At 72.8% G+C, this 24,806-nt stretch carries 20 protein-coding genes and 1 pseudogene; 8 read left to right on the forward strand and 13 right to left on the reverse strand.

Features of this window, described 5'->3' with window-relative positions; all coding sequences use genetic code 11:
- Positions 1-197 precede the first annotated feature (197 nt).
- The 7 genes from pruA to ACIHEI_RS22715 all read right to left on the reverse strand — a co-directional run bounded on the left by pruA (position 198) and on the right by ACIHEI_RS22715 (position 6,157).
- Entirely contained in the window at positions 198-1,832 is a 1,635-nt protein-coding gene (gene pruA / locus ACIHEI_RS22685) for an L-glutamate gamma-semialdehyde dehydrogenase (RefSeq protein WP_396607863.1), read from the reverse strand.
- 91 nt (positions 1,833-1,923) lie between these two features.
- Positions 1,924-2,580 (reverse strand): HAD family hydrolase, encoded by a 657-nt coding sequence (locus ACIHEI_RS22690; protein ID WP_387866755.1) that lies wholly within the window; start codon positions 2,578-2,580, stop codon positions 1,924-1,926.
- Between the two features lie 63 nt (positions 2,581-2,643).
- Positions 2,644-3,471: an aldo/keto reductase gene (locus ACIHEI_RS22695; protein ID WP_396607848.1), complete on the reverse strand. Its 828-nt coding sequence runs from the start codon at positions 3,469-3,471 to the stop codon at positions 2,644-2,646.
- A gap of 5 nt (positions 3,472-3,476) precedes the next feature.
- Positions 3,477-3,824: a nuclear transport factor 2 family protein gene (locus ACIHEI_RS22700; protein WP_387647603.1), complete on the reverse strand. Its 348-nt coding sequence runs from the start codon at positions 3,822-3,824 to the stop codon at positions 3,477-3,479.
- The gene (locus ACIHEI_RS22705) at positions 3,821-4,246 is read right to left on the reverse strand and encodes a heme-binding protein (RefSeq protein ID WP_396607849.1); all 426 of its coding nucleotides are present in this window, start codon (positions 4,244-4,246) and stop codon (positions 3,821-3,823) included. Before ACIHEI_RS22705 ends, ACIHEI_RS22700 begins: the two co-directional genes overlap by 4 nt.
- A 32-nt stretch (positions 4,247-4,278) precedes the next feature.
- Positions 4,279-5,466, reverse strand: coding sequence for an MFS transporter (locus ACIHEI_RS22710; RefSeq protein ID WP_396607850.1), 1,188 nt, complete (start codon positions 5,464-5,466; stop codon positions 4,279-4,281).
- Positions 5,467-5,647: 181 nt separating this feature from the next.
- Positions 5,648-6,157, reverse strand: a complete 510-nt coding sequence (locus ACIHEI_RS22715) for a DUF6912 family protein (RefSeq protein ID WP_396607851.1) — start codon at positions 6,155-6,157, stop codon at positions 5,648-5,650.
- Between the two features lie 314 nt (positions 6,158-6,471).
- Between ACIHEI_RS22715 and ACIHEI_RS22720 the strand changes: the two genes are divergently transcribed.
- The gene (locus ACIHEI_RS22720) at positions 6,472-6,984 is read left to right on the forward strand and encodes an Rv3235 family protein (RefSeq protein WP_387647614.1); all 513 of its coding nucleotides are present in this window, start codon (positions 6,472-6,474) and stop codon (positions 6,982-6,984) included.
- A gap of 92 nt (positions 6,985-7,076) precedes the next feature.
- On the opposite strand, the gene secA is transcribed toward ACIHEI_RS22720, so the two are convergent.
- On the reverse strand, positions 7,077-9,854 hold the full coding sequence (gene secA / locus ACIHEI_RS22725; RefSeq protein ID WP_392947189.1) for a preprotein translocase subunit SecA: 2,778 nt from the start codon (positions 9,852-9,854) through the stop codon (positions 7,077-7,079).
- 219 nt (positions 9,855-10,073) lie between these two features.
- Here secA and ACIHEI_RS22730 point away from each other — a divergent pair, with 219 nt between their 5' ends.
- The gene (locus tag ACIHEI_RS22730; RefSeq protein WP_396607852.1) at positions 10,074-11,264 is read left to right on the forward strand and encodes a winged helix-turn-helix domain-containing protein; all 1,191 of its coding nucleotides are present in this window, start codon (positions 10,074-10,076) and stop codon (positions 11,262-11,264) included.
- A gap of 18 nt (positions 11,265-11,282) precedes the next feature.
- Here the strand turns inward: ACIHEI_RS22730 and ACIHEI_RS22735 are convergent.
- Positions 11,283-11,951: pseudogene (locus tag ACIHEI_RS22735) on the reverse strand (response regulator); the annotation flags it as partial.
- 225 nt (positions 11,952-12,176) lie between these two features.
- Complete coding sequence (hpf, locus tag ACIHEI_RS22740; protein ID WP_387647621.1) at positions 12,177-12,869, reverse strand: ribosome hibernation-promoting factor, HPF/YfiA family; 693 nt, start codon at positions 12,867-12,869, stop codon at positions 12,177-12,179.
- A gap of 371 nt (positions 12,870-13,240) precedes the next feature.
- On the opposite strand from hpf, the gene ACIHEI_RS22745 reads away from it, so the two are divergent.
- Complete coding sequence (locus ACIHEI_RS22745) at positions 13,241-14,020, forward strand: ComF family protein (RefSeq protein ID WP_392947195.1); 780 nt, start codon at positions 13,241-13,243, stop codon at positions 14,018-14,020.
- Here the strand turns inward: ACIHEI_RS22745 and ACIHEI_RS22750 are convergent.
- From ACIHEI_RS22750 to mtrA, 3 genes are read right to left on the reverse strand one after another with little or no spacing between them, the layout of a single operon-like run.
- On the reverse strand, positions 14,004-15,881 hold the full coding sequence (locus tag ACIHEI_RS22750; protein ID WP_396607853.1) for an LpqB family beta-propeller domain-containing protein: 1,878 nt from the start codon (positions 15,879-15,881) through the stop codon (positions 14,004-14,006). The genes ACIHEI_RS22745 and ACIHEI_RS22750 overlap by 17 nt on opposite strands.
- A complete protein-coding gene (mtrB, locus tag ACIHEI_RS22755) occupies positions 15,856-17,964 on the reverse strand; it encodes an MtrAB system histidine kinase MtrB (protein ID WP_392947200.1) in 2,109 nt (702 codons plus the stop codon). The genes ACIHEI_RS22750 and mtrB overlap by 26 nt, the downstream gene beginning before the upstream one ends.
- A 2-nt stretch (positions 17,965-17,966) precedes the next feature.
- Complete coding sequence (gene mtrA / locus ACIHEI_RS22760; RefSeq protein WP_030459579.1) at positions 17,967-18,644, reverse strand: MtrAB system response regulator MtrA; 678 nt, start codon at positions 18,642-18,644, stop codon at positions 17,967-17,969.
- 226 nt (positions 18,645-18,870) lie between these two features.
- Between mtrA and ACIHEI_RS22765 the strand changes: the two genes are divergently transcribed.
- The 5 genes from ACIHEI_RS22765 (at position 18,871) to ACIHEI_RS22785 (ending at position 24,261) form a co-directional block, all read left to right on the forward strand.
- On the forward strand, positions 18,871-19,974 hold the full coding sequence (locus ACIHEI_RS22765) for a glycerophosphoryl diester phosphodiesterase membrane domain-containing protein (RefSeq protein ID WP_396607854.1): 1,104 nt from the start codon (positions 18,871-18,873) through the stop codon (positions 19,972-19,974).
- 5 nt (positions 19,975-19,979) lie between these two features.
- Positions 19,980-20,651 (forward strand): DUF4129 domain-containing protein, encoded by a 672-nt coding sequence (locus ACIHEI_RS22770; RefSeq protein WP_396607855.1) that lies wholly within the window; start codon positions 19,980-19,982, stop codon positions 20,649-20,651.
- Complete coding sequence (locus ACIHEI_RS22775; protein WP_396607856.1) at positions 20,648-21,886, forward strand: DUF4350 domain-containing protein; 1,239 nt, start codon at positions 20,648-20,650, stop codon at positions 21,884-21,886. Before ACIHEI_RS22770 ends, ACIHEI_RS22775 begins: the two co-directional genes overlap by 4 nt.
- Complete coding sequence (locus ACIHEI_RS22780; protein ID WP_392947212.1) at positions 21,865-22,869, forward strand: AAA family ATPase; 1,005 nt, start codon at positions 21,865-21,867, stop codon at positions 22,867-22,869. The genes ACIHEI_RS22775 and ACIHEI_RS22780 overlap by 22 nt, the downstream gene beginning before the upstream one ends.
- Positions 22,870-22,947: 78 nt before the next feature.
- Complete coding sequence (locus tag ACIHEI_RS22785; RefSeq protein ID WP_387647643.1) at positions 22,948-24,261, forward strand: DUF58 domain-containing protein; 1,314 nt, start codon at positions 22,948-22,950, stop codon at positions 24,259-24,261.
- The last annotated feature ends 545 nt before the right edge of the window (positions 24,262-24,806 follow it).

Below are 24,806 nucleotides of genomic sequence, written 5' to 3' on the forward strand. Positions count from 1 at the left end.
GGAAAAGCGCTCATGTCACGCATGAGTCGCGCTCAACCCGGGTACGACAAGTCGTTTGGCCTGCCTGACCGAAACCGGCGACGCCAGCCAGCCTAACGTGGCGGCACCAGGGTGTCAGGGGACATGGAGGCACAATCCCGGACGAAGATCGTTCCTTCCTGGACACCTTGTCCAAAGCCGTCCGGGCGTCCTGTACGTCACTCGGGTGACCACTCCATGTGCGGGTGCACGTAGTCGGTCGGCGGGGTGAACGTCTCCTTGATCGACCTGGTGGACGTCCAGCGCAGCAGGTTCTGCGCCGCGCCCGCCTTGTCGTTGGTGCCGGACGCCCGGCCGCCGCCGAACGGCTGCTGTCCGACCACCGCTCCGGTCGGCTTGTCGTTGACGTACAGATTTCCGGCGGTGAACCGCAGCCGCTCCACGGCCTGCGCGATGGCCCGCCGGTCCTGCGCGATCACCGAGCCGGTCAGGCCGTACGGGGCGGCCGCGTCGACCCGGTCCAGCGCCTCCTCCCAGCGGGTGTCCTCGTACACCTGGACGGCCAGGATCGGCCCGAAGTACTCGGTGGAGAAGATCTCGCCGCGCCGGGCGCCGCCGAGCAGCACGGTCGGCCGGACGAACCACCCGATCGCGTCGTCGTACTGGCCGCCCGCGAGGAGTTCCACCTGCGGGTCGGCCTTGGCGCGCTCGATCGCCTCGCGGTTGCGCGCGAAGGCGCGTTCGTCGATCAGCGCGCCCATGAAGTTGCTCAGGTCGGTGACGTCGCCGACGGTCAGCGCGTCCACCTCGCCGAGGAAGTCGTCCTTGATCCGCCGCCACAGGCTGCGCGGCACGTACGCCCGGGACAGCGCCGAGCACTTCTGGCCCTGGTACTCGAACGCGCCGCGCAGCATCGCGGTGCGCAGCACGGCCGGGTCGGCGGAGGGGTGGGCGATCAGGAAGTCCTTGCCGCCGGTCTCGCCGACGATCCGCGGGTAGCTGCGGTAGTGGCCGATGCTGCGGCCGATCTCCCGCCACAGGTGCTGGAAGGTGGCGGTGGAGCCGGTGAAGTGCAGCCCGGCCAGCGCCGGGTCCCGCAGCGCCACCTCGGCCACCGCCTGCCCGTCGCCGGTGACCAGGTTGACCACGCCGGGCGGCAGGCCGGCCTCCTCCAGCAGCCGCATCAGGAAGTGCGCGGCCAGCATCTGCGCCGGCGCGGGCTTCCACACCACCGTGTTGCCCATCAGGGCGGGCGCGGTCGGCAGGTTGCCGGCGACGGCGGTGAAGTTGAACGGGGTGATCGCGCAGACGAAGCCCTCCAGCGGGCGGTGGTCGGCGCGGTTCCACACCCCGGGGCCGGAGATCGGCTGCTCGGCCAGGATCTGCCGGGCGAACTGCACGTTGAACCGCCAGAAGTCGACCAGCTCGCACACGTCGAGCTCGGCCTGCTGCACGGACTTCGACTGGCCCAGCACGGTGGCGGCGGCCAGCGTCTCGCGCCACGGCCCGGCCAGCAGGTCGGCGGCGCGCAGGAACACCGCCGCCCGGTCGTCGAACGACAGGCCCCGCCACTCCGGCGCGGCCGCCAGCGCCGCGTCCACCGCGTCCCGCACGTCGGCGGCGGTCGCGTTGCCCAGCACGCCGAGCTTCGCCGCGTGGTGGTGCGGCTGCGCCACCTCGATCCGCTCCCCGCCGCCGATCCGCTGCCGGCCGCCGACGGTCATCGACAGCGTCGTGTACTGCCCGGCCAGCAGGTCCGCGACCCGCAGCAGCCGGGCCCGCTCGGGACTGCCCGGCGCGTACTCCCGCGGCGGCTCGTTGACGGGTGTGGGGACGGTGGTGACCGCGTCGATCGGCATGCTGCTCAACTGCTCCGTACGGTGGTGCGTGCTGTTCCCCTCCCAGGGTGAACGCGCGTACCCGCGTTGACGTGCCGTGACACGCCTAGCGCGACAGCTCCTCGGCCACCGCGACGGCCTCCGCCAGCGAATCCACCACCGGCACACCGACGTGCACCAGCTTCTCCCGGGTGTGCGAGCCGCCCGTCCACAGCACCGACTTGATGCCCTGCGACAGCGCCGCGTGCGCGTCGTCCGCCGCGTCCCCGATCAGCACGGTGCGCTGCCGGTCGATCTCCCCGCCCAGCGCCGCCAGGTGCCCCGCCAGCTCCTCCGCCTTGCGCCCGCCGGAATCCCCACGCCGCCCGTCCACCCGCACGAAGTGCCTGGTCAGGCCGAACGCGTCCACCGCCGGCACCAGCTTCTCGTGCTCGTACATCGACAGCACCGACTGGCTGCGCCCACCCGCCGCCCACCCCGTCAGCAGCTCCTCCACGCCCGGCGTCAGCCCGCAGCTCGGGAACAGTTCCAGGTACTTGACGTGGAACGCGTCGTCCAGCTCCAGCCACTCGTCCCGGCTCGGCATCCGCCCCAGCAGCCGGTGGTAGAACCGCGGGACCGGGATCTCGTACTGCGCCCGGTACTCCTCCAGCGACATCGGCGCGATCCCGACCAGCGAGAGCGCCGCGTTGCTGGCCCCCAGCACCGCCGGCATGTCCGACAGCAGGGTGCCGTTCCAGTCCCAGACTATGTGTGTACGCACCCGCCAAGAGTACGGCCGGGGCCCGGAATCCCGTTCGGAATTCCGGGCCCGGGCCGGGCAGGATCAGGCAGCGTTGAACTCGTCCGGGTTCGGGCCGGTGCGCAGGCCGCGGTCGGTGGCGGCGATCGCGGCCATTTCCTCGTCGGTCAGGGTGAAGTCGAAGACGTCGAGGTTCTGCCGGATCCGGGCCGGGGTGACGGACTTCGGGATGACCAGGTTGCCGAGCTGGAGGTGCCAGCGCAGCACCACCTGGGCGGCGGACTTGCCGGTGCGCTCGGCGATCGCGGTGATCGCCGGATCGCCCAGCACGGCGCCCTGGGCGAGCGGGCTCCAGGCCTCGGTGGCGATGCCGTGCTCGGCGTGGAAGGCCCGCAGTTCGGCCTGCTGGAGGCCGGGGTGCAGTTCGACCTGGTTGACGGCGGGCACCAGGCCGCCGTTCTCGATCAGCCGGGTGAGGTGCGCGGGCTGGAAGTTGGAGACGCCCGCGGCGCGGATCCGGCCGTCGGCGGCGAGGCGCTCGATCGCCCGCCAGGAGTCGAGGTAGAGGTCCCGGGCGGGGGTGGGCCAGTGGATCAGGTACAGGTCGACGGTCTCCAGCCCGAGCTTGTCGAGGCTGGCGTCGAAGGCCCGCAGGGTCGCGTCGTAGCCCTGGTCGGCGTTCCACAGCTTGGTGGTGATGAACAGCTCCTCGCGCGGCAGCCCGGACGCGGCCAGCGCCTTGCCGACGCCGCGCTCGTTGCCGTAGATCGCGGCGGTGTCGATGCTGCGGTAGCCGGCCTCCAGCGCGGTGGCGACGGCGGCGGCGGTCTCCTCGTCCGGGACCTGGAAGACGCCGAAGCCGAGCTGCGGCATCTTGACGCCGTTGTCGAGGGTGACGGTGGGGACGGTCATGGGGATCAAGCCTTTTCGGTGAGGGTGTAGTTCAGGGTCTGGGCGCGGATCAGGCCGTCCCGGAAGACGAAGGTGTCGACTCCGTCGGTCACCTGCCGGGTGGCGGTGGCGGCGCTCCAGCGGAGGAACAGCAGGTCGTCGGCGAACAGCGGGGTGAGCTGCCATTCGGCGTCGGGGAGTTCGGCGAGCAGCCGGCCGATGACCTGCTTGACGCCGCCGCGGCCGGTGCGGACGCCGTCGGGCGTCAGGAACACGGCGTCCTCGGTGTAGCTCTGGGCGATCAGGTCGAGGTCGCCGGTGGCGAGGCGCCGGCCGTGCTCGGCGAACACCTCCTGCGGGGTGCGGGCGCTCACCGGTCGAGCTCCCGCAGCGCGGTCGTGGCGAACCCGTGGTCCTGCTCGGGGGCGCCGCCGCCGACGCCGAGGGCGCCGATCAGCCGGCCGTCGCGGTGCACCGGGACGCCGCCGGCGATGAACAGCAGGGGACGGTCCAGCGCGGTCGGCAGCGAGTGGAACGGGCCGTCCGGCTTGACCAGGTCGACCAGGTCGGCGGTCGGCGCGTTCAGTTGGAGCGCGGTGTACGCCTTGCGGGTGCTGGTCTCGCCGGAGATCAGCACGGCCCGGTCGTCGCGGCGGAACGCCAGCAGGTACCCGCCCGCGTCCAGGACGGTGACGCTGACCGCGACCCCGGCCGCCTCGGCGGCGGCGCGGGCGGCGACGACCAGGGTCTCGGCGTCGGTGGTGGTGAGCGGGGTGGTGGTGAGGGTGGTGCTCATGGTGCTTCTCCGGTACGGGGAGTGAGGGTGGATCAGTGGTTCAGCGCGGGGGCGGGGACGGCCGCGGGGGTCGCCGCCTCGCGGCGCTCCAGGCCGGCCGAGACGAAGGCCAGCAGCAGGGCGGAGCCGGCCAGCGCCGCGCCCACCCAGTTGGGTGCGGTCGCGCCGAATCCGGCCGAGATGACGGCGCCGCCGAGCCACGCGGCGAGCGCGTTGCCCAGGTTGAATGCTCCGATGTTGACGGCCGAGGCCAGCGTCGGCGCGCCGTGCGCCTGGTCGAGGACCCGCTTCTGGAGCGGCGGCACGGTGGCGAAGCCGAGGGCGCCGATCACCAGCAGGGTGACCGCGGCGGTGATCTCGTTGTGCGCGGTGACGGTGAACAGGGCGAGGACGAGGGCCAGGCCGCCGAGGGTGGTGAACAGCATCGGCATCAGCCGTCGGTCGGCGAACCGGCCGCCCAGCAGGTTGCCGAGGAACATGCCGACGCCGAGCAGCACCAGCAGCCACGGCACCGCGCCTGCCGAGAAGCCCGCGACGTCGGTCATCATCGGCGCGATGTAGGTGATCGCGGCGAACACGCCGCCGAAGCCGAGGACGGTCATCGCCATCGCCAGCACCACCTGCACGTTGCGGAACGCGGCCAGCTCCCGGCGCAGGTGCGCGCCCTCGGGCCGGGGCAGGTCCGGCACCAGCTTGGCGATGCCGAGCAGTCCGACCACGCCGAGCGCGGCGACGACCGCGAAGGTGGCCCGCCAGCCGACGCTCTGGCCGACGAAGGTGCCGAGCGGCACGCCGACGATGTTGGCGACCGTCAGCCCGGTGAACATGGTGGCGATCGCCCCGGCCTTCTTCTCCGGCGCGACGAGCTCGGCGGCGACCACCGACCCGATGCCGAAGAACGCGCCGTGGGCGAGCGAGGCGACGATCCGCCCGACCAGCATCGCCCCGAAGTTCGGCGCGAGGGCCGAGAACAGGTTCCCGACGGTGAACAGGACCATCAGCAGCATCAGCATCCGCTTGCGGCTGATCCGGGTGCCGAGCACGGTCATCAGCGGTGCGCCGACGACCACGCCGATCGCGTAGCCGGTGACCAGCAGGCCGGCGGTGGGGATCGTCACCCCGAAGTCCGAGGCGACCTCGGGCAGCAGGCCCATGATCACGAACTCGGTGGTTCCGATGCCGAACGCCCCGATGGCCAGGGCGAGGAGCGCGAGAGGCATGACTGCCGACCTCCATGCGATTGCGGATGCGCCTTACGTGCTCCGACAATAATTGCAGACGCATCTTCTTGCAAGCGCAATGATTGCAGACGCCTCATACGGGGCGGTCGGAGCAGTGGGCGCGGAAACGCGAGGACCCCGCCCTGGCCGGGTGGCCGTGACGGGGTCCTGGAGCGAAAGATCAGGCGATCAGACCGGGGATCTCCTGGGTGGCGAACCAGAGCAGCTCGTGGTCCTCCGCGCCGTCCACGGTGAACTGCGCGTCCTGGTCGCCCTGGTCGGCGGCGGCGATCGCGTCGGCCGCGGCGGCCACGTCGGCCTCCACGTCCGCGTCCGCGTCGTCGGCGTGCACCGAGGCGGCCTTCGCCAGCCGGATCGGGCCGGCCAGCACCACCCGGCCCAGCGAGGCCTGGTCCTGGTACTCGTCGCCCGGGAACGGCGACACCGCGGAGTCGGCGACCTCGACGGCCACCACGACGCGCCGCCGCACCGCCTTCGGGTCGGCGGCCAGCAGCCGGATCGAGGACAGCGCCGCCCGGTTGAGGGCCGCGTACTCCAGCTCCTCCATGTCGTCGCTGACGTACCACTCGCGAAGCGCCGGAGTCACCGCGTACGCGACGCTCTGCTCCAGGACCCCCTCGGGGTGCGCCACCGTCAGGTCGTTCAACGTGGTGGGCACGTACACGCGCATGGGGGGCACCTTCCTCGGTCACAGTGCGACGGGTCAAGAATACGCAGCCCGCGGCCGCCGGTTCCGCGCTGGGCCGGTCAGGGGACGGGCGGTGTCCCCCTTGGTGCCGCCCGGCCGCCGACCGTGCGTCAACTCCGCGACCGGCCGGGCCCGCCGGGCCCCTTCCGCCCCCGCGAACACCACCCGCACGAGTGGAGTTTCCGGCCGCCTCGCGGGCGCGCGACCCGCCTTGGGCCTGCCCCTGCGGGCCCGATAACAAGGTCCGGCACACCCGACGCACCGGCCCCCACGCCCCGACGCCCGAGAAGGCCCCGATGACCGAGCAGCTCACCCGGACGCCCGGCCCCCGCATCCGCCCGCTGGTCCACCCGGTGCACTCCGCCCGCCGCCCGGTCCGCCACCCGCACCCGGCCGGCGACGCGGTCCGGACCGTCCGCAGCCCGCGGGCGGCCTGCGACGGCGGACGCCCGGCCCGGCCGCGCAGCCCGGCGCCGACCCGGACGGGGCACAGCGAGCTGGCGGCCCGCTTCGCCCGCCGCCTGGTGGAGGTGCTGTGCGGGGTGCGCCCGGTGCACCAGCTGCAGCGGCACACCACGCTGCCGGGCTTCCACCAGCTCGCGGCACTCACCCGCAGCGGCCCGCTCCGCCCGCGCGGGCGGTCCTGGCAGCCGCGACTCGGCCATGTGCACGACTCGGCGCCCGCGCCGGGCGCGGTGGAGGCCTGCGTCCGGATCGAACTCGGACCCCGGCACCACATGCTGGCGTTCCGGCTGGAACTGCACACCCGCACCGGCCAGTGGCAGTGCACCGCCGTCGAGGCCCGCTGAACACCTGCCAAGTGCGCCTGAGCACCCGGGGAAACGCCGCAGGGCGCCACCCCCGGAAAGGAGGTGACGCCCCGTCGGACGCGCGCTGCCGGTCAGCTCTTGCGACGCCGGCCCTTCGCGGCCTTGGCCGCCTTGCGGCGCTCGGCCCGGGTCAGGCCGTCACCGTCGGGCACCAGGCCGTCCTCGTCGAAGTCGCCCTCGACCACGCCGCCGCCGACCTCGTCGGACGGGGCGGTGTAGTGCAGCTTCTTGCGCTCGGGGGCCTCCAGGCCCTTGGCGCGGATCTCCGGGCGGGCGGCGGGGACGGTGGCGTCCTTCTCCAGCTTCTCGAGCAGCACCTGCTCGTCGTCCGGCACCGGCACCTCCTCGACCTGCTGCTCGACCTGGACCTCCAGGTTGAACAGGTAGCCGACGGACTCCTCCTTGATGCCCTCCATCATCGCGGAGAACAGGTCGAAGCCCTCGCGCTGGTACTCGACCAGCGGGTCACGCTGGGCGTAGGCGCGCAGCGCGATGCCCTCCTGCAGGTAGTCCATCTCGTAGAGGTGCTCGCGCCAGCGGCGGTCCAGCACCGACAGCACGACCCGGCGCTCCAACTCGCGCATGATCTGGTCGCCGAGCTGGTCCTCGCGCTTGCCGTAGGCGGCGGCGATGTCCTCCTGGATGACCTTGGTGAGGTACTCCGGGGTGAGGCCGCCGTTCTCCGCGGCGTCCTCCTCCAGCTCGTCGAGGTCCAGCTCGAGCGGGTAGAGCTGCTTGAGGGCCGTCCACAGCTTGTCGAGGTCCCAGTCGTCCTCGAAGCCCTCGCCGGTGGCGGCGTCGACGTACGCGGCGACGGTGTCGTCCATGAAGTGGCCGACCTGCTCCTGCAGGTCCTCGCCCTCCAGGACGCGGCGGCGCTCGCCGTAGATGACCTCGCGCTGGCGGTTGAGGACCTCGTCGTACTTGAGGACGTTCTTGCGGATCTCGAAGTTCTGCTGCTCGACCTGGGTCTGCGCGGAGGCGATGGCGCGGGTGACCATCTTCGACTCGATCGGCACGTCCTCGGGGACGTTCGCCATGGAGAGCACACGCTCGACCATGCCGGCCTTGAACAGGCGCATCAGGTCGTCGCCCAGCGACAGGTAGAACCGGGACTCGCCCGGGTCGCCCTGACGGCCGGAGCGGCCGCGCAGCTGGTTGTCGATCCGGCGGGACTCGTGGCGCTCGGTGCCCAGGACGTACAGGCCACCGATCTCCTGCACCTCCACCTGCTCCGCCTTGACCGCGAGCTTGGCCTTCTCCATCGCGGCCGGCATCGCGCCCTCGTACTCCTCCGGGGTGTCCTCCGGAGTGATACCGCGCTGCGCCAGCTCGGCGGCGGCCAGGTGCTCGGGGTTGCCGCCGAGCATGATGTCGGTGCCGCGGCCGGCCATGTTGGTGGCGACGGTGACGGCGCCCTTGCGGCCGGCCTGCGCGACGATCTGCGCCTCGCGCTCGTGGTGCTTGGCGTTCAGCACCTCGTGCGGGATGCCGCGCTTGCGCAGCTCCTGCGACAGGTACTCGGACTTCTCCACCGACACGGTGCCGACCAGCACGGGCTGGCCCTTCTCGTGGCGCTCGGCGATGTCCTGGACCACGGCGGCGAACTTGGCCGGCTCGGACTTGTAGATCAGATCCGGCTGGTCGATCCGCAGCGGGGTCTTGTTGGTCGGGATCGGGACCACACCGAGCTTGTAGATCTGGTGGAACTCGGCCGCCTCGGTGGTGCCGGTACCGGTCATGCCGGACAGCTTGTCGTACAGGCGGAAGAAGTTCTGCAGGGTGATGGTGGCCAGCGTCTGGTTCTCGTTCTGGACCTCGACGCCTTCCTTGGCCTCGATCGCCTGGTGCATGCCCTCGTTGTAGCGGCGGCCGGCCAGGATGCGGCCGGTGTGCTCGTCGACGATCATGACCTCGCCGTTGATCACGACGTAGTCCTTGTCCCGCTTGTACAGCTCCTTCGCCTTGATGGCGTTGTTCAGGAAGCCGACCAGCGGGGTGTTCACCGACTCGTAGAGGTTGTCGATGCCCAGGTAGTCCTCGACCCGGCTGACACCGTCCTCGAGGATGCCGACGGTGCGCTTCTTCTCGTCGACCTCGTAGTCGCGCTCGATCTTCAGGCGCTGCACCAGCTTGGCGAAGTCGCTGTACCACTTGGTGGCCTGGTCCGCCGGACCGGAGATGATCAGCGGGGTACGGGCCTCGTCGATCAGGATCGAGTCGACCTCGTCGACGATCGCGAAGTTGTGGCCGCGCTGCACCAGTTCGTCCTGCGACCACGCCATGTTGTCGCGCAGGTAGTCGAAGCCGAACTCGTTGTTCGTGCCGTACGTGATGTCCATCCCGTACTGGCGCTTGCGCTCGGCCGGCGTCATGTTCGCCAGGATCACGCCCACCTCGAGGCCGAGGAAGCGGTGCACCCGGCCCATCCACTCCGAGTCGCGCTCGGCGAGGTAGTCGTTGACGGTGATCAGGTGCACGCCCTTGCCGGTGAGGGCGTTCAGGTACGCGGGCAGCGTGCCGACGAGGGTCTTGCCCTCGCCGGTGCGCATCTCGGCGACGTGACCGTGGTGCAGCGCGGCGCCGCCCATGATCTGCACGTCGTAGTGGCGCTGCCCGAGCACTCGCTTGGCGGCCTCGCGAACGGTCGCGAAGGCCTCGGGGAGGATGTCGTCCAAGCTCTCCCCGTCGGCGAGCCGGGCCTTGTACTCGTCGGTCAGTGCGCGCAGCTCGTCGTCGGTGAGGTTGACGAAGTCCTCTTCGATCGAGTTGACCTGGGCGGCAATCCGCTGCAGCTTGCGGAGGATCTTGCCCTCGCCTGCGCGCAGGATCTTGTCGAAGACGGACACGTGAGCGGGCTCCTTGCCTCATTCGGCTCTGGATGACTGCCGGTGGGGAGTCCACCCCACCGTACGGGCCATCGTATGCGAGGAGCCCGAGCGCCCGGGAGGTCCGTCAGCACGCTATTCCTGTGTCACCCCTGGGCGCACATCGCCCGAAGCAGGGTACAAACGGTCAAAGCGCTCGGGCGTGGCCGCGATGTCAGTGCCCTCCCCTAGCCTCGCCCCATGGCCGCGACCCCTGCCCCGACCGTCCGGATCTCCGCCGACCACGCCCGCCGGCTCGCGCTGCGCGCCCAGGGACTGCTCGGTTCCCCCGACCGCCGCGCGGGCGCCCGCGGCGTGCTGCGCCTGCTCGGCGCCGTCCAGCTGGACACCATCTCGGTGCTCGCCCGCTCGCACGAACTGGTGCCGTACGCCCGGCTCGGCGCCGTCGGCCGTCGCCCGGTCGAGCAGGCGTACTGGGGGCGCGGAACCGCCTTCGAGTACTGGTCGCACGCCGCCTGCATCCTGCCGATCGAGGAGTGGCCGCTGTTCGCCTTCCGCCGGCGCGCCAACCGGGTCAAGGGCCGGGTCTGGGGCCACCAGGTCTCCGAGGAGGTGTACGCGCAGGTGCTCGCCCAGCTGCGCGCCGAGGGCCCGCTGACCTCGACCGGCCTCGGCGGGGCGAAGAAGACCGCCGAGTGGTGGGACTGGTCCGACACCAAGATCGCGGTGGAGCGCGCACTGGCCTTCGGCGACGTGGTGGTCACCGAGCGGCGCGGCTGGAAGCGGGTCTACGACCTTGCCGAACGGGCGGTCCCCGGCGATTTGTTCGAGCAGGACCTGACGGACGCCGAGTGCCTGGAGCGCCTGGTCGCACAGGCCGGCGCCGCGCTCGGAGTGGCCACCCGCGCCGACCTGATGGACTACCACCGCCTCAAGGGCGCCCAGCTGGACGCGGCACTGCCCGCCTCCGGCCTGGTCCCGGTCGCGGTGGAGGGCTGGTCCGCCCCGGCCTGGGCCGACCCGGCGGCGCTGGAGACCGCTGGGTCGACGAGCGGCTCCGCCGCGGGGCGCGGCCGGCACCGCACCACCCTGCTCTCCCCGTTCGACTCGCTGATCTGGGACCGGCCCCGCACCGAGCGGATCTTCGGCATGGCCCACCGCCTGGAGGCGTACACCCCCAAGCACAAGCGGGTGCACGGCTACTTCGCGATGCCGCTGCTGGCCGGCGGCCGGCTGGTCGGCCGGGTCGACCCGGCCCGCGAGGGCGCCACCCTGGTGGCCCGGCAGGTCTCGCTGGACGGCCCCCGCTCGGTGCCCGCCCTCGCCGAGGCGCTGCGCGAGGCCGCCGAGTGGGTGGGCTGCTCGGACGTCCGGGTGGAGCGGCTGGACGACGAGGCGCTGCGGCCGGAGCTGGAGAAGCTGCTGGCCTGACGGGCCATCGGCGTTCACTCAGCCTATTTCGAGGATCTTTTCACGCATCGCGTACACCACGGCCTCCATCCTGGAGTGCAGCTGCAGCTTCTCCAGGATGTTGCGCACGTGGTTCTTCACGGTGTTCTCGCTGATGAACAGCTCCTTGGCGATCTCCCGGTTGTTCATCCCGGTGGCCACCAGCTTGAGCACCTCCAGCTCCCGGTCGGTCAGCCGGGGCGCGGGCACCAGCTCCCGGTCGTCGGAGCGGCGCTGGATCATCGACTTGAACTCGGTCAGCAGCTTGGCCGCCATCGACGGGCTGATCTGCGACTGGCCGTCGGCCACCGCGCGGATCGCGGTGGCCACCTCGTCGGTGGAGATCTCCTTCAGCAGGTAGCCGGTCGCCCCCGCCTTGATCGCCTCGTAGAGGTCGGCCTCCTCGTCGCTGATCGTCAGCATGATGATCTTGGCGCTGGGCACCACGTCCTTGATCGCGGTGCACGCCTCGATGCCGCTGCGCCGGGGCATCCGGACGTCCATCAGGATGATGTCGGGCAGCAGGTCGGCGGCCTTCAGCACGGCCTCCGCGCCGTCCCCCGCCTCGCCGATGACCCGGATGTCCTCCTCCTCGGCGAGCACGATCTCCAGGCCGCGGCGGAACAGCGCGTGGTCGTCCACCACCAGCACCCGGATCGGCTCCGCGCGTCGCGGCGGGTAGCCGGCGTCCTCCGCGCCCAGGCTCTCCCCCATCCGGTCCTCCCCCGCCTCCGGTCACGTGACGCGCCCATCATTCCACGCCCCGGACGGCCTGAGATCACCCTGTGCCGCCGAACCGCCCGGCTGGGTGACTCCCCGAACGCCGGTGACCCCGGCGGCCGTTCACGGCCACCGGGGTCACCACTTCTGTCATTCGGCGGACGCGGCCGCCACTCACTCCTCGTCGGGGCCGTTGATCGCGCCCCCGGCCCCGGCGAAGTCGGCCGCCGCGGCCTGGTCCTCCTTCAGGTGGATCACGCCGTAGTGGTAGCCGTGCCGGCGGTAGACCACGCTCGGCAGCCCGCTGTCCTTCTCCTGGAACAGGTAGAAGTCGTGGCCCACCAGCTCCATCGCGTACAGCGCCTGGTCCAGCGACATCGGCGCGGCCGAGTGGGTCTTCTCGCGGACCACCAGCGGCCCGTCCCCCTCCACCTCGAGGCTGCCCGCCAGCGTCTTGCGGATCGTGCCGTTCACGCCCTCGGCGGCCTCCGTCGAGGGCGGTTCGGCCAGCACGGCGGTGGCGGCGGCGACGCTCAGCGGGCCGCGCCCGTTGGTGCCGCCCTTCTGCACCCGGCGGCGGTCGGCGGACTTGCGCAGCTGCGCCTCCAACTTCGCCGAGGCCAGGTCGAGCGCGGCCCACGGGTCGTTGGCGGACGCCTCGGCCCGGATCACCGGGCCCCGGCTGCGGAGGGTGATTTCCACCCGGTCGGAACGGTCGGCCTGCCGCGGGTTGTGCTCCTTGGACACCTCGACGTCCAGGCTGATCGCCTTGGCGTCGAACTTCTGGACCTTCTCCAGCTTCTCGGCCACGTGCTCGCGGAACCTCTGGGGCACCTCGGTCTTGCGGCCCTTGACGACGATGTCCACGCAGAACTCCGATCCCTTGGTACTGACCGGCCCGGAGTGCGTCCCGGACCGGCGTGAGACCCAGCCGGACCGGCCGGCCACCGCCCGCCCCCGGAACACCGCCCGGGAGACCCGCGAGAACCGCCGGCCCCTTACCTCACTTCCTCCCCACCAGGAGCGTTCGAAACCCCTGGAGCCCTTATGCAACACCTCACGGGGGAATCTCGCCTCCCCAGTCGAACGAACGTACCGACGAGCGGTCGACGGCCCGGCTGTTCCCCCCTGTTTACCCTCCTACGGGTGAAACAGTGGCAAACGACTGGACAACACGCCTGACACCGCCCACCGTATGGCTGAAGTCGCCGCCCGGCGAGGGTTCCGGAGGGGTTTCCGTGACGAGCCGCAGCACCGCCCACCGGCCCGGATCCGGCCCCGCACCGGTCCTCGCCGCCCTGCTCGACCTGCTGATCCCCGCCCGCTGCGCCGGCTGCGGCGACGGCCGCACCGCGCTCTGCCCGCCCTGCCGGGCCCTGCTCGACGGCACCGGCGCCGGGCCGGCCGGGCCGATGCGCCCACCACCCGGCCTACCGCCGGTGCACGCCGCCGCCCCCTACGCCGGGCCGGTGCGCCAACTGCTGCTCGCCCACAAGGAACGCGGCGCGCTGCGGCTGGCCGCCCCGCTCGGCTGCGCGCTGGCCGCCGCCGTCCGCTCCGCCACCGGCGCGGGCGCCGCCCCGCTGCTGCTGGTGCCGATGCCCTCCGCGCGCGCCGCCACCCGGGCCCGCGGCCACGATCCGATGCTGCGGCTGGCCCGCGCCGCCGCCCGCGAACTGCGCCGCGGCGGGGTGGCCACGCTGGTCGCCCCGGTGCTGCGGCAGTCCCGGCCGGTCGCCGACCAGGCGGGCCTGGGCGCGGCCGAGCGGCACCGCAATCTGCACGAGGCACTGACCGTCCCGGCCCGACTGGCCGGCCGGCTGACGGGGCACCGGCTGGTGCTGGTGGACGACCTGGTCACCACCGGCGCGAGCCTCGCCGAGGCGGCCCGGGCGCTGCGCGCGGCAGGCTGCCCGCCGCGGGCGGCGGCCACCGTGGCAGCGGCGGCCAGGCGCGGCCCCGGGCCCGGCCGACGCGGCGCGCCGGCCGGGGAGGCCGGTCTCAGCCCGGGTAGATGAACGCCACGGGCGTGTCTTTCGTGTCTGTGCTGGTCACCGCGTGCCACTGGTTGTCCTTCAGCCGGTACACGCCGTTGCCGGACGCGGCGAGCACCGCCGGGCCGGCCTGGTCGGCCTGCACCCGGGCCTCGGTGGCGGACAGCGCCGTCATCGACTCGCCGCCCTGCAGCGGGGAGTCGGTGGACTGCGAGCCGTCGGTGCCCAGGAAGTGCAGCTGCTGCAGCCGGTCGGCCTCCTTGCCGAGCACCACCAGCTGGTCGGTGTCGCTCCAGGAGACGGCGGCGACCTCGGTGAGCTGCGGGGCGAGCTGGCGCAGCCCGGTGATCCGGGCGGCGGGGGTGGCAGGGGTGCCGCCGTGCGTCACCAGGCCGAGCCACAGCGTGGTCTTTCCGTCGGAGCCCCGCAGCAGCAGCGCGACCCGGGTGCCGTCGGAGGAGATCCGCAGCGCCTGCACGGAGCGCTTGTCCAGCCCCTCCACCGTCACCGGGACGACGACGTGCTCGCGCACCATCAGCACCCGGGAGGCGGCCGGGTCACGGTCGACCAGCCACAGGCTCCCCTGGCCGTCCCAGCTGGGCGAGGCCAGGCCCTGCGGGGCGTGGCTGGAGACGATCGGTTCGCCGAACTTGCCGGACTTGGCCAGATCGACCTGGTACAGGTTGCGGCCGTCCTTGTCGATCACCGCGACGGCGCCGCCGTCCCGGCGGACGGCGAGCTCGCCCGGCTTCGGCTGGTTGCCCTGCGCGGGCTGGCCGAGCACCCCGGCGACCGAGGGGAGCGGCCCGGCGGTCTGGGCGGCGTCCCCGCCGGACTGGCTGTAACGGGTCAGCCGGCCGTTGGCCAGCTGGATGTACGCCTGCATGCCGTTCTCGCCACCGGCCAGGAAGCCCGGCGCGACCGCCGCGGCCTCGGCGCTGCCGACCGAGCAGCCACCCTTGGGCGAGGACAGGTCGAGCCGGTCAAGCTTGCCCTGCTGGTCGGCCAGGGTCTGGAAGAACTGCTTGGCCAGCTGCTTGCAGCCGTCCTGGTACTTCCCGAGCTCGACGCCGTCCACCTTGACCGAGGCGATCCGGTTGTCGCCGACGGTGGCGCTGAGCACCTTGACGCCTTCGAGCGGGGCGGTGACCACCGGGGCGAGCCCCTGCGAGGGCCCTTCGGCGGTGGCTCGGACGGCCTCGGTGAGCGGGTCTATTCGGCGGCGCAGGTAGATCGGGTCGGGCACCAGCACCGCGCTCCGCTGGGCGGGGTCGATGGACGGGTCGGGAGTGGCGAAGAAGTACCGGTGGACCGGCTTGTAGGTGTTCTTGAAGTTGGTCAGGTCGACGATCAGGCCGTCGGGCAGGTCGTTGATCCGCCACTGGCCGGCGTCGGGCCCCTCGGCGACCTTCACGAAGGTGAAGGTCTCCTTGTACTCGGGAGAGCGGGGCGGCTGGTAGGTGTGCCGGCCGTCGAGTTCGGCGACCCGCGTGCCGGTGACTTTGATCGGCATGGTGGTCGCGTCCGGGCCCGGGACGGAATGGCTCCGCCCGGGGGGTTCGGCCAGCACCACGACCTGCGCGTCGGGGCGCCAGCGCTTGGCGGCGTCCGCGGTCAGGTATTGCTTGGCGGTGTCGTAGTTGGCCTGGTCGGCGTTGGAGGAGTCGAGGAAGCCGGCCAGCAGGTCGCTGGGGCTCTCGTCCTTGTGCGGGGCGACCGGGTAGACGTGCACCTGGACGCCGTCGGCGGCGCCCTGCGGCACCTCCAGGCGCTGCGGCGGGCCGCCGGAGGGCATCGAGACGCAGCCGGTGGCGGCGGCCGCCAGCAGTGCGACCCCGCCCCAGGCAAGCGCCCGTCGCTCAGCCGTCCTGTCGTCCCTGTGCACCGGTGGTCCCCTCCTGATCGGTGTCGGCGCCGTCCGGTGCGGACGGGGCCGGCTGCGTCGGGCGGCCGCTGCGGTCCACCACGACCTGTGCGCCGGTGGCCCCGTATCCGGCGGCTGCGGCGCGAACGTCCGACGGGTCGGCGACCGGGGCGGCGCTCGGCCGGCCCAGGCCCGGGCCGATGCTGAGCACCCCGCCGAGGCCGGAGCCGAACGTGTGCCGCTCGCCGGTGTCCGGGGTCTCCGGGACGGCGGCGGGCTCGCCGCCACCGCGCACCGCGCGCCGGTAGGGCGCGCCGACCGAGGACATGCCGCGGTTGTGCCGGGAGTCCTCCGGCTCCAGCCGGAACGGCGCGCGGGAGATCTCGCCGCCGCGGGTGCGCGGCAGGGTCAGCCGGAAGTGCGAGCCGCCACCGGGCTCGCCCCAGGCCTGCAGCCAGCCGCCGTGCAGGTGGGCGTCCTCGACCGCGATGGACAGGCCGAGGCCGGTGCCGCCGGTGGTGCGCACCCGGGACGGGTCGGCCCGCCAGAACCGGTGGAACACCCGGGAGGCCTCGCCGGGCTTCAGGCCGATGCCGTAGTCGCGCACGCCCACGGCGACCGCGCCGTCCCCCGCGCCGAGCCGGATCACCACGTCCCGGCCCTCGCCGTGCTCCAGCGCGTTGACCACCAGGTTGCGCAGGATGCGCTCGATCCGGCGGCTGTCCACCTCGGCGATCACCGGGGTCTCGCCGCCGCGGATCAGCACCGCGCTGCCCTTGGCCTGGGCCAGCGGGTCGGCGGCCTCCACGACGCGGGTCACGATGTCGCGCAGGTCGACGGGTTCGGCGTCCAGGATGGCCGCGCCGGCGTCGAAGCGGCTGATCTCCAGCAGGTCGGCGAGCAGCGACTCGAAGCGGTCCAGCTGGTCCTGGAGCAGCTCCGCGGAGCGGGCCGCCATCGGGTCCAGGTCCTCGCGGCTGTCGTAGATCAGGTCGGCGGCCATCCGCACCGTGGTCAGCGGGGTGCGCAGCTCGTGCGAGACGTCGGAGACGAACCGCCGCTGCACCCGGGAGAGCTCTTCCAGCTTGCGGATCTGCGCCTGCAGGCCGTTGGCCATCCGGTTGAACGAGTCGCCGAGCCGGGCGATGTCGTCGGTGCCGGTGACCTTCATCCGCTCGTCGAAGTGCCCGGCGGCCAGCCGCTCGGAGATACCGGCGGCCATCCGCACCGGGGTGACGACCTGGCGGACCACCAGCCAGGCGATGCAGCCGAGCAGGATGACCAGGAACAGCCCGGCGGTGGCCAGCGTCCCCATCACCAGGTTCAGGGTGCTGGTCTCCTGGTAGAAGGAGAAGACGTAGTACAGCTGGTACGGGTTGCCGTCCGGGCCGCTGAACTGCTTGCCGATCGCCAGGCCCTTGTTGTCGTCGGGCTTGGCCTGGCTGTCCGGCGAGCGGAGCAGCTTGACCGGCTGCTCGTGCGGGACGGACGGCTCGGCGGCGACCTTGGCGCGCATGTCGGAGGTGATCGAGTCGGGCAGGATCGAGCCCGAGTAGCGGGCACTGCCGCGCAGGCCGGCGCTGGCGGCGCTGTCCTCCTGGCCGCCGGGCCCGATCGCGATCACCGAGTAGACGCCGGCGCCGCCGGACGCCAGGTCGGAGACCTGCTTGGTCAGCCAGGCGTTGATCTGGTCGCGGGTCGGGTCGGCGGTCGCACCGGCCTTGGCCTGCAGGTTGATCGCCTCGTTGATCTTGTCCTGCTCGATCTGGAAGCCGCCGATGGCCTGCCCGTGCGCGGCCTTCTGCTTGGCCTCCAGCAGGCCGGTGCGCACCTGGGCGACCACCACCACGCCGAGCACCAGCACCACCACGAAGGACAGCAGCAGCGTCGCCGCGACCACCCGCAGCTGGATCGAGCGGCGGTACAGCGCCAGCACCCGGCCCACCGGGTGCCGGAACTGCCGGATCACCGGCGCGAACAGCGCCGCCCACCACCGGCGCCGGCGCGGCCGGCCGGTGGTGGAACTCAGCACGTCGCCGCGCACAGCAGCCTCCCCGCCGGCGAACTCGTCCGACGGGGAGGAGGCGGCCTGCTCTTCGCTCATCCTCAGCTGGGCCCGGCCTTGTAGCCGACACCGCGGACGGTGACCACGATCTCCGGGCGCTCAGGATCCTTCTCGATCTTGGAGCGCAGGCGCTGCACGTGCACGTTTACCAGCCGGGTGTCGGCAGCGTGCCGGTACCCCCAGACCTGCTCCAGCAGCACCTCGCGGGTGAACACCTGCCAGGGCTTGCGGGCCAGCGCGACCAGCAGGTCGAACTCCAGCGGGGTCAGCGGGATGCCGCGGCCCTCGCGCTTCACCGAGTGCCCGGCGACGTCGATCACCAGATCGCCGATGGTCAGCTGCTCCGGCGTGGGCTCCTCGGCCCGGCGCAGGCGGGCCCGGACCCGGGCGACCAGTTCCTTGGGCTTGAACGGCTTCGTGACGTAGTCGTCGGCACCGGACTCCAGGCCCACCACGATGTCGACCGTGTCGGTCTTCGCGGTGAGCATGACGATCGGGATGCCCGACTCCGCCCGGATCTGCCGGCATACGTCGATGCCGTCCCGTCCGGGCAGCATCAGGTCGAGCAGCACGAGGTCCGGCTTGGTCTCCCGGAAGGCGGCCAGCGCCTTGTCCCCGTCCGCGACGAAAAACGGCTCAAAACCCTCACCACGCAGCACAATGCCGAGCATCTCGGCCAGTGCGGTGTCGTCATCGACGACGAGGACACGTCCCTTCATGGCTCCATCTTCTCATCACCCGAATGTGACCTGACGCACAGCTGTTCCGCTGCCGGCCCCCGGCCGTCGGCCGAAGCAGTCATACCATCGCAAAGGTATCGGCTCGACGGCCTTGCCCGCACCGTTGCGGATCAGCAACGGGATACCTCTGGGGTGCGCGTGCGCACCATGGCACGATGGGCACCCCGATGCACCCGCGCCAGGGTGCCCCGACGAGGAGCGTCGATTGTCCGAGACCCCGGGTTGGACCTCACCCGGTTCTCCCGAGCCCGCGCCCGGCCCGTCCGAAACCGGCCACTCGGTTCCCCCGGCCCCGCAGGCCACCGCCGCAGCCGCACCGCCCCCGCCCGGCCCGCAGCCCGGCCCGACGCCCGGACCGGCCGTGCCGCCCGGCCCGACGCCCGGCATCATCCCGCTGCGTCCGCTCGGCTTCGGCGAACTGATGGACGGCGCGTTCGCCCTCGTCCGCAGGTACTGGAAGACCGCCTTCGGACTCAGCCTGCTCCTCGCCTGCGTCCTCGAACTCGTCCAGGCCGGCGTCTCCTGGTGGATCCACGTCTCCGGCACCAGCCTGGAGGCGACGTTCTCCACCTACTACACGCTGCCGCTGGAAATGCTCGCCGGCATGATCGCCACCGGACTGCTCACCCCCGTCATCGGGAACAGCCTGCTCGGCCGTGACACCCCGCCCAAGGAGGCCTGGGCGCAGGCCCGGCCGCTCCTCGGCCGGCTGACCGGCCTGGCCCTGCTGCACACGCTGATCATGCTCGGCGCGCTCGCCGTGCCGCTCGTCCCGGTGCTGCTGCTGACCGGCTTCACCGCCGAGCCCGCCCTGCTGGTACTCGTCCCACCCGCCCTGCTGCCCATGCTGTGGATCGCGATCAAGCTCACCTTCGCCGCCCCCGCGCTGGTCCTGGAGAAGCAGGGCGTCGTCGGCGCCCTCAAGCGCTCCTGGCACCTGGTCCGCGGCTCCTGGTGGCGGATCTTCGGCGCCCTGGTGGTGTTCCAGATCGCCGTCGGCCTGCTCGGCGCGGTACTCCTCGTTCCCGGCCAGCTGATCTCCCTGGCCATCGGCGGCGGCCCCGGCGAGCTCTACGCCACCGACACGGAGGCCGCGCTCAGCATCGGCGTCACGGCGGTCTTCGGCGTCCTCGCCAAGACCCTCACGATCCCGCTCACCGGCTGCCTGCTCGGCCTGCTCTACGTCGACCAGCGGATCCGGCGCGAGGCGCTCGACATCGAACTCGCCCGCGCCGCAGGCATGCCCGGCCACTACCCGACCCGCACCACCACGCCCGTCCCGGGCCAGTACCCCCCGCCGGGAGCCTGATCGCCATGGGACTCCGGGGGGGAGGGGCGCTGCTCGCGGACAGCGTTCCGGTCACTGTGCCGCGCGACGCCGCCCGCGACGCCGCGCACGAGGAACTCCGCAAAGCCATCTACCACCAGCACGAACCCGGACTGGTCGACCGCTTCGTGGCGTGGGTCCAGCGCCAGCTCGACCACCTGACCGTCGCCGGCGTTCCGCTCGGCGGCGGCGACGGCGTCGCCCTGGTGGTGGTGATCGTCCTCGCCGTGGTCATCGCCGTGGTGGCCTGGCGACGCTACGGCGCGCCCCGCCGCGACGCCCGTTCCGCCGGCACGCTGTTCGCCGCCGACGGTCCGCGCAGCGCCGCCCAGCACCGCGCCGACGCCGCCGCCCACGCCGAACGCGGTGCCTGGGCCGACGCCGTCCGCGAACAGATGCGCGCCCTGGTCCGCGGCCTGGAGGAACGCACCGTCCTCGACCCGCGCCCCGGCCGCACCGCCGACGAGGCAGCCGCCGAAGCCGGCCGCGCCCTGCCCGAACGGGCCCGCGAACTCGCCTCCGCCGCACGGCTGTTCGATGACATCGCGTTCGGCGAACGAACCGCCGACGAAGCGTCCTACCGGCTCCTCGCCGACCTCGACCGCGCCCTCGAATGCACCCGCCCCACGCCCGTGGCGGCCGGCGGAGGAACCGCATGACCACCACCGCACCCCCGCCCGCCACCGCCGACCCCGCCGAGCAGCCCACCGCCGCCGCGCCGGCCGACACGCCCCGCACCACCCTGCGCACCCTGTGGCGGCGCTGGCGCTGGTGGCTGCTCGCCACCCTCGCCGTGCTGCTGGTCGGCGCCATGGTCGCCGGCATCCCCAACAACGGCTCCGACTGGCCGCTCGACCCCCGCTCCGGCGCCCCCGGCGGCATCCGCGCCGCCGACCAGCTGCTCCAGCAGCGCGGCGTCTCCAGCCGCACCGCCGCCACCGAGAGCGAACTCGGCGCCGCCCTGCGCGCCGACGACACCACCGTCGTCCTCGGCCACCCCGACGAACTGACCGCCCAGCAACTCACCCGGCTCGCCGCCGTCCACCGCGGCGCCAACAGCCGACTGGTGCTGATCTACCCCGACCAGCCCGCCCTGAAGGCCTTCGTCCCCGGCATCGCCACCTACTACTCCGCCACCGACAGCACCACCGCCATCGAACCCGCCTGCGCGCTGCCCGAGGCCGCCAACGCCGGCGCCGTCCAGATCGGCGGCGAGAGCTACGAACCCGGCGCCCGCGACGTCGGCTGCTACCCGCACGGCAACGGCCGCAACTCCCTGATCAGCCGCACCACCGGCACCCAGCAGGTGATCGTGGTCGGCAGCGCCCGGCCGTTCACCAACGAACGCCTCGACCGCGAAGGCAACGCCGCACTCGCCCTCGGCCTGTTCGGCGCCCACCACCAGCTGGTCTGGCAGACCGTCGACCACAGCACCGCCAACGCGGCCGCCCGCCACAACAAGACCCTCGGCGACCTCATCCCGGACGGCTGGTACTGGGGCTCCCTGCAGCTCCTCCTCGCCGCCCTGCTCGCCGTCGTCTGGCGCGCCCGCCGGCTCGGACCGGTGCTCAGCGAACGGCTGCCCGCCGTGGTCCGCGCCTCCGAGACCACCGAGGGCCGCGCCCGGCTCTACCACCGCGCGAACGCCCGCGGCCACGCCGCCGAAACCCTGCGCCGCGCCGCCCGCCGCCGGACCGCCGCCGCCCTCGGCCTCCCGCACACCTCCGGGGACCCCGACCAGGCCACCCTCACCGAGGCCGCCGCCGCCCGGCTCGGACGCCCCGCCGCCGACCTCCAGCAACTGCTGTACGGCCCGGCCCCCTCCGACGACGCCGCCCTGCTGCGGCTCGCCGACGACCTCGACGACATGGAATGGCAGGTACGACAGCCGTGACCGACCAGCTCTACAAGACCGACCCCGGCCAGACCCGCGACGCCCGCACCGCCCTCACCGGCCTGCGTGACGAGATCGCCAAGGCCGTGGTCGGCCAGGACGCCGCCGTCACCGGCCTGGTCGTCGCCCTGCTCTGCGGCGGCCACGTCCTGCTCGAAGGCGTCCCCGGCGTCGCCAAGACCCTGCTGGTCCGCACCCTCGCCACCGCCCTCGACGTCGAGACCAAGCGCATCCAGTTCACCCCCGACCTGATGCCCGGCGACGTCACCGGCTCCCTGGTCTACGACACCCGCACCGCCGAGTTCTCCTTCCAGCCCGGCCCGGTCTTCACCAACCTGCTGCTCGCCGACGAGATCAACCGCACGCCGCCGAAGACCCAGGCCGCGCTGCTGGAGGCGATGGAGGAGAAGCAGGTCACCGTCGACGGCGAGCCCCGCAAGCTCCCCGATCCCTTCCTGGTCGCCGCCACCCAGAACCCCGTCGAGTACGAGGGCACCTACCCGCTGCCCGAGGCCCAGCTCGACCGCTTCCTGCTCAAGCTGATCCTCCCGCTGCCGACCCGCGAGCAGGAGTTCCAGGTCCTCACCAAGCACGCCACCGGCTTCGACCCGCGCGACCTCGCCTCCGCCGGCGTCCGCCCCGTCGCCGACGCCGCCGACCTGGCCGCCGCTCGCGCCGAGATCGGCGCCCTGACGGTCTCCCCCGAGATCCTCGCCTACATCGTCGACCTGGTCCGCGCCACCCGGCAGTCGCCCTCGCTCGCCATGGGTGTCTCCCCCCGCGGCGCCACCGCCCTGCTCAACACCTCCCGCGCCTGGGCCTGGCTGGCCGGCCGCGACTACGTCACCCCCGACGACGTCAAGGCCCTCGCCCTGCCCACCCTCCGGCACCGCGTCCAGCTCCGCCCCGAGGCAGAGATGGAAGGCACCACCGCCGACAGCGTCATCCAGGCCGTCCTCTCCCAGACGCCCGCACCGCGCTAGCCGCTGCCCGGGGGGGGAGAGCGCCACCCGCCTCTCCCCCTCCGCGTCCACTGCTCCAGAAAGCGAGCCCCGCACCCCATGGCCCTGACCGGCCGCACGGCCCTGATCGCCGCCCTCGGCGTCCTCCTGGTCGGCCTCGTGCTCCCCTCCTGGACCGGCATCGGCGTGGTCATGCTGCCGCTGCTCGCCGCGATCGTCGCCGACCTGGTGCTCGCCGCCCCCGTCCGCCGCCTCACCCTGGAACGCTCCGGCGACCCCAGCGTCCGCCTCGGCGAAGCCGTGGACGTCGACCTGCTCGTCGCCAACCCGTCCCGCCGCCCGCTGCGCGCCCGGATCCGCGACGCCTGGTACCCCTCCGCCTGGGCCCCCGGCACCTCCCTCACCGCCTCCCGGCACTCCGTCACCATCCCCGCCGGAGAACGCCGCCGCCTCACCACCCGGCTCGCCCCCACCCGGCGCGGCGACCACCACAGCGGCCGAGTGACCATTCGCTCACTCGGCCCGCTCGGCCTGGCCGGCCGCCAGGCCACCCTCGACGCGCCCTGGCGGGTCCGCGCCCTGCCGCCGTTCGCCAGCCGCAAGCACCTCCCGTCCCGCCTCGCCCGGCTGCGCGAACTCGACGGCCGCACCTCGGTCCTGACCCGTGGTCAGGGCACCGAGTTCGACTCCCTGCGCGAGTACCTCCCCGGCGACGACGTCCGCTCCATCGACTGGCGGGCCAGCGCCCGCCGCAGCGTCGTCGCCGTCCGCACCTGGCGCCCCGAACGCGACCGGCACGTCCTCATCGTCCTCGACACCGGCCGCACCTCCGCGGGCCGCGTCGGCGACGCCCCCCGCCTGGACTCCGCCCTCGACGCCGCGCTGCTGCTCACCGCCCTCGCCACCAAGGCCGGCGACCGGGTCGACCTGCTCGCCCACGACCGCCACCGCCGCACCGCCGTCGCCGGGCGCTCACCCTCCGAGATCCTCCCCGCCTTCACCGACGCGATGGCCCTCCTGGAACCCGCCCTGATCGAGACCGACCTGCGCGCCATGGTCTCCACCGCGCTCCGGATGGCCCCCCACCGCTCGCTGATCGTCCTGCTCACCGGCCTCGACGCCCACCAGATCGAGGACGGCCTGCTCCCCCAGCTCCCCCTCCTCACCAAACGCCACGAGGTCGTCATCGCCTCCGTCGCCGACCCCCGCCTCGACGAGCTGGTCAACACCCCCCGGGTCACCGTCCGCGACGTCTACGGCGCCGCCGCCGCCGAACAGACCCGCGCCGACCGCCGCCGCACCGCAGACCTCCTCACCCGCCGCGGCATCACCGTCCTCGACTCCCCGCCCGAGTCCATCGCCCCCGCCCTCGCCGACACCTACCTCAGCCTCAAGGCCGCCGGCCGCCTCTGACCCCGCCGGGCCCCGACCCCCAGCCACCGGGCAACCGGAGGGCTGGGGGTCTCTCTGTATCCTTCGCCGCGGAGGCGGGGTCTGTGGAGATCACGATGCAATGGGTCAGGACGAGCTGGACCAAGCAGTCCCGGGGCGGTGAGGCCGCCACCCGCAGGAACACGACCCCCGTGGGCTTCCTGCTGCCGCCGAACCTGGATTCCTCCTCCGCACACGTCGTCCGCACGCGCGAAGAACATCTTTTCGAGCCGCGGGAAACCCAGGAGAAGGTCCCCGGGGACGCCGTCAGCCTCCGCCAGACGGACGGCCGCCTACGGGTGCTCCCACGTGTGGACCCCATGTACGGTCTGCCGCCTCGCCACCGCAGACCGCCGGCGGTACGACTCCAGCCGACCGTATTCATCGACGAGCGCGGTCCGGTGCGGTAGTCCCCAGTCCCGATTGGGACCCGGAAACGCGAAAAAGCCCCCCGCCAAAAGGCGGGGGGCTTTCCCTGAATGATTGTTCGGCGGCGTCCTACTCTCCCACAGGGTCCCCCCTGCAGT

It is taken from the genome of Kitasatospora sp. NPDC051984 (genome assembly GCF_044593455.1).
Classification (GTDB): domain Bacteria; phylum Actinomycetota; class Actinomycetes; order Streptomycetales; family Streptomycetaceae; genus Kitasatospora.

What these genes read in the sequence shown, in the direction of transcription:
- ACIHEI_RS22695 (WP_396607848.1), bottom strand. Translation starts at nt 3,471, where the DNA reads ATGACCGTCCCCACCGTCACCCTCGACAACGGCGTCAAGATGCCGCAG.
- ACIHEI_RS22705 (WP_396607849.1), bottom strand. Translation starts at nt 4,246, where the DNA reads ATGAGCACCACCCTCACCACCACCCCGCTCACCACCACCGACGCCGAG.
- ACIHEI_RS22710 (WP_396607850.1), bottom strand. Translation starts at nt 5,466, where the DNA reads ATGCCTCTCGCGCTCCTCGCCCTGGCCATCGGGGCGTTCGGCATCGGA.
- ACIHEI_RS22715 (WP_396607851.1), bottom strand. Translation starts at nt 6,157, where the DNA reads ATGCGCGTGTACGTGCCCACCACGTTGAACGACCTGACGGTGGCGCAC.
- ACIHEI_RS22720 (WP_387647614.1), top strand. Translation starts at nt 6,472, where the DNA reads ATGACCGAGCAGCTCACCCGGACGCCCGGCCCCCGCATCCGCCCGCTG.
- ACIHEI_RS22730 (WP_396607852.1), top strand. Translation starts at nt 10,074, where the DNA reads ATGGCCGCGACCCCTGCCCCGACCGTCCGGATCTCCGCCGACCACGCC.
- mtrB (WP_392947200.1), bottom strand. Translation starts at nt 17,964, where the DNA reads ATGAGCGAAGAGCAGGCCGCCTCCTCCCCGTCGGACGAGTTCGCCGGC.
- mtrA (WP_030459579.1), bottom strand. Translation starts at nt 18,644, where the DNA reads ATGAAGGGACGTGTCCTCGTCGTCGATGACGACACCGCACTGGCCGAG.
- ACIHEI_RS22770 (WP_396607855.1), top strand. Translation starts at nt 19,980, where the DNA reads ATGGGACTCCGGGGGGGAGGGGCGCTGCTCGCGGACAGCGTTCCGGTC.
- ACIHEI_RS22775 (WP_396607856.1), top strand. Translation starts at nt 20,648, where the DNA reads ATGACCACCACCGCACCCCCGCCCGCCACCGCCGACCCCGCCGAGCAG.
- ACIHEI_RS22780 (WP_392947212.1), top strand. Translation starts at nt 21,865, where the DNA reads ATGGCAGGTACGACAGCCGTGACCGACCAGCTCTACAAGACCGACCCC.
- ACIHEI_RS22785 (WP_387647643.1), top strand. Translation starts at nt 22,948, where the DNA reads ATGGCCCTGACCGGCCGCACGGCCCTGATCGCCGCCCTCGGCGTCCTC.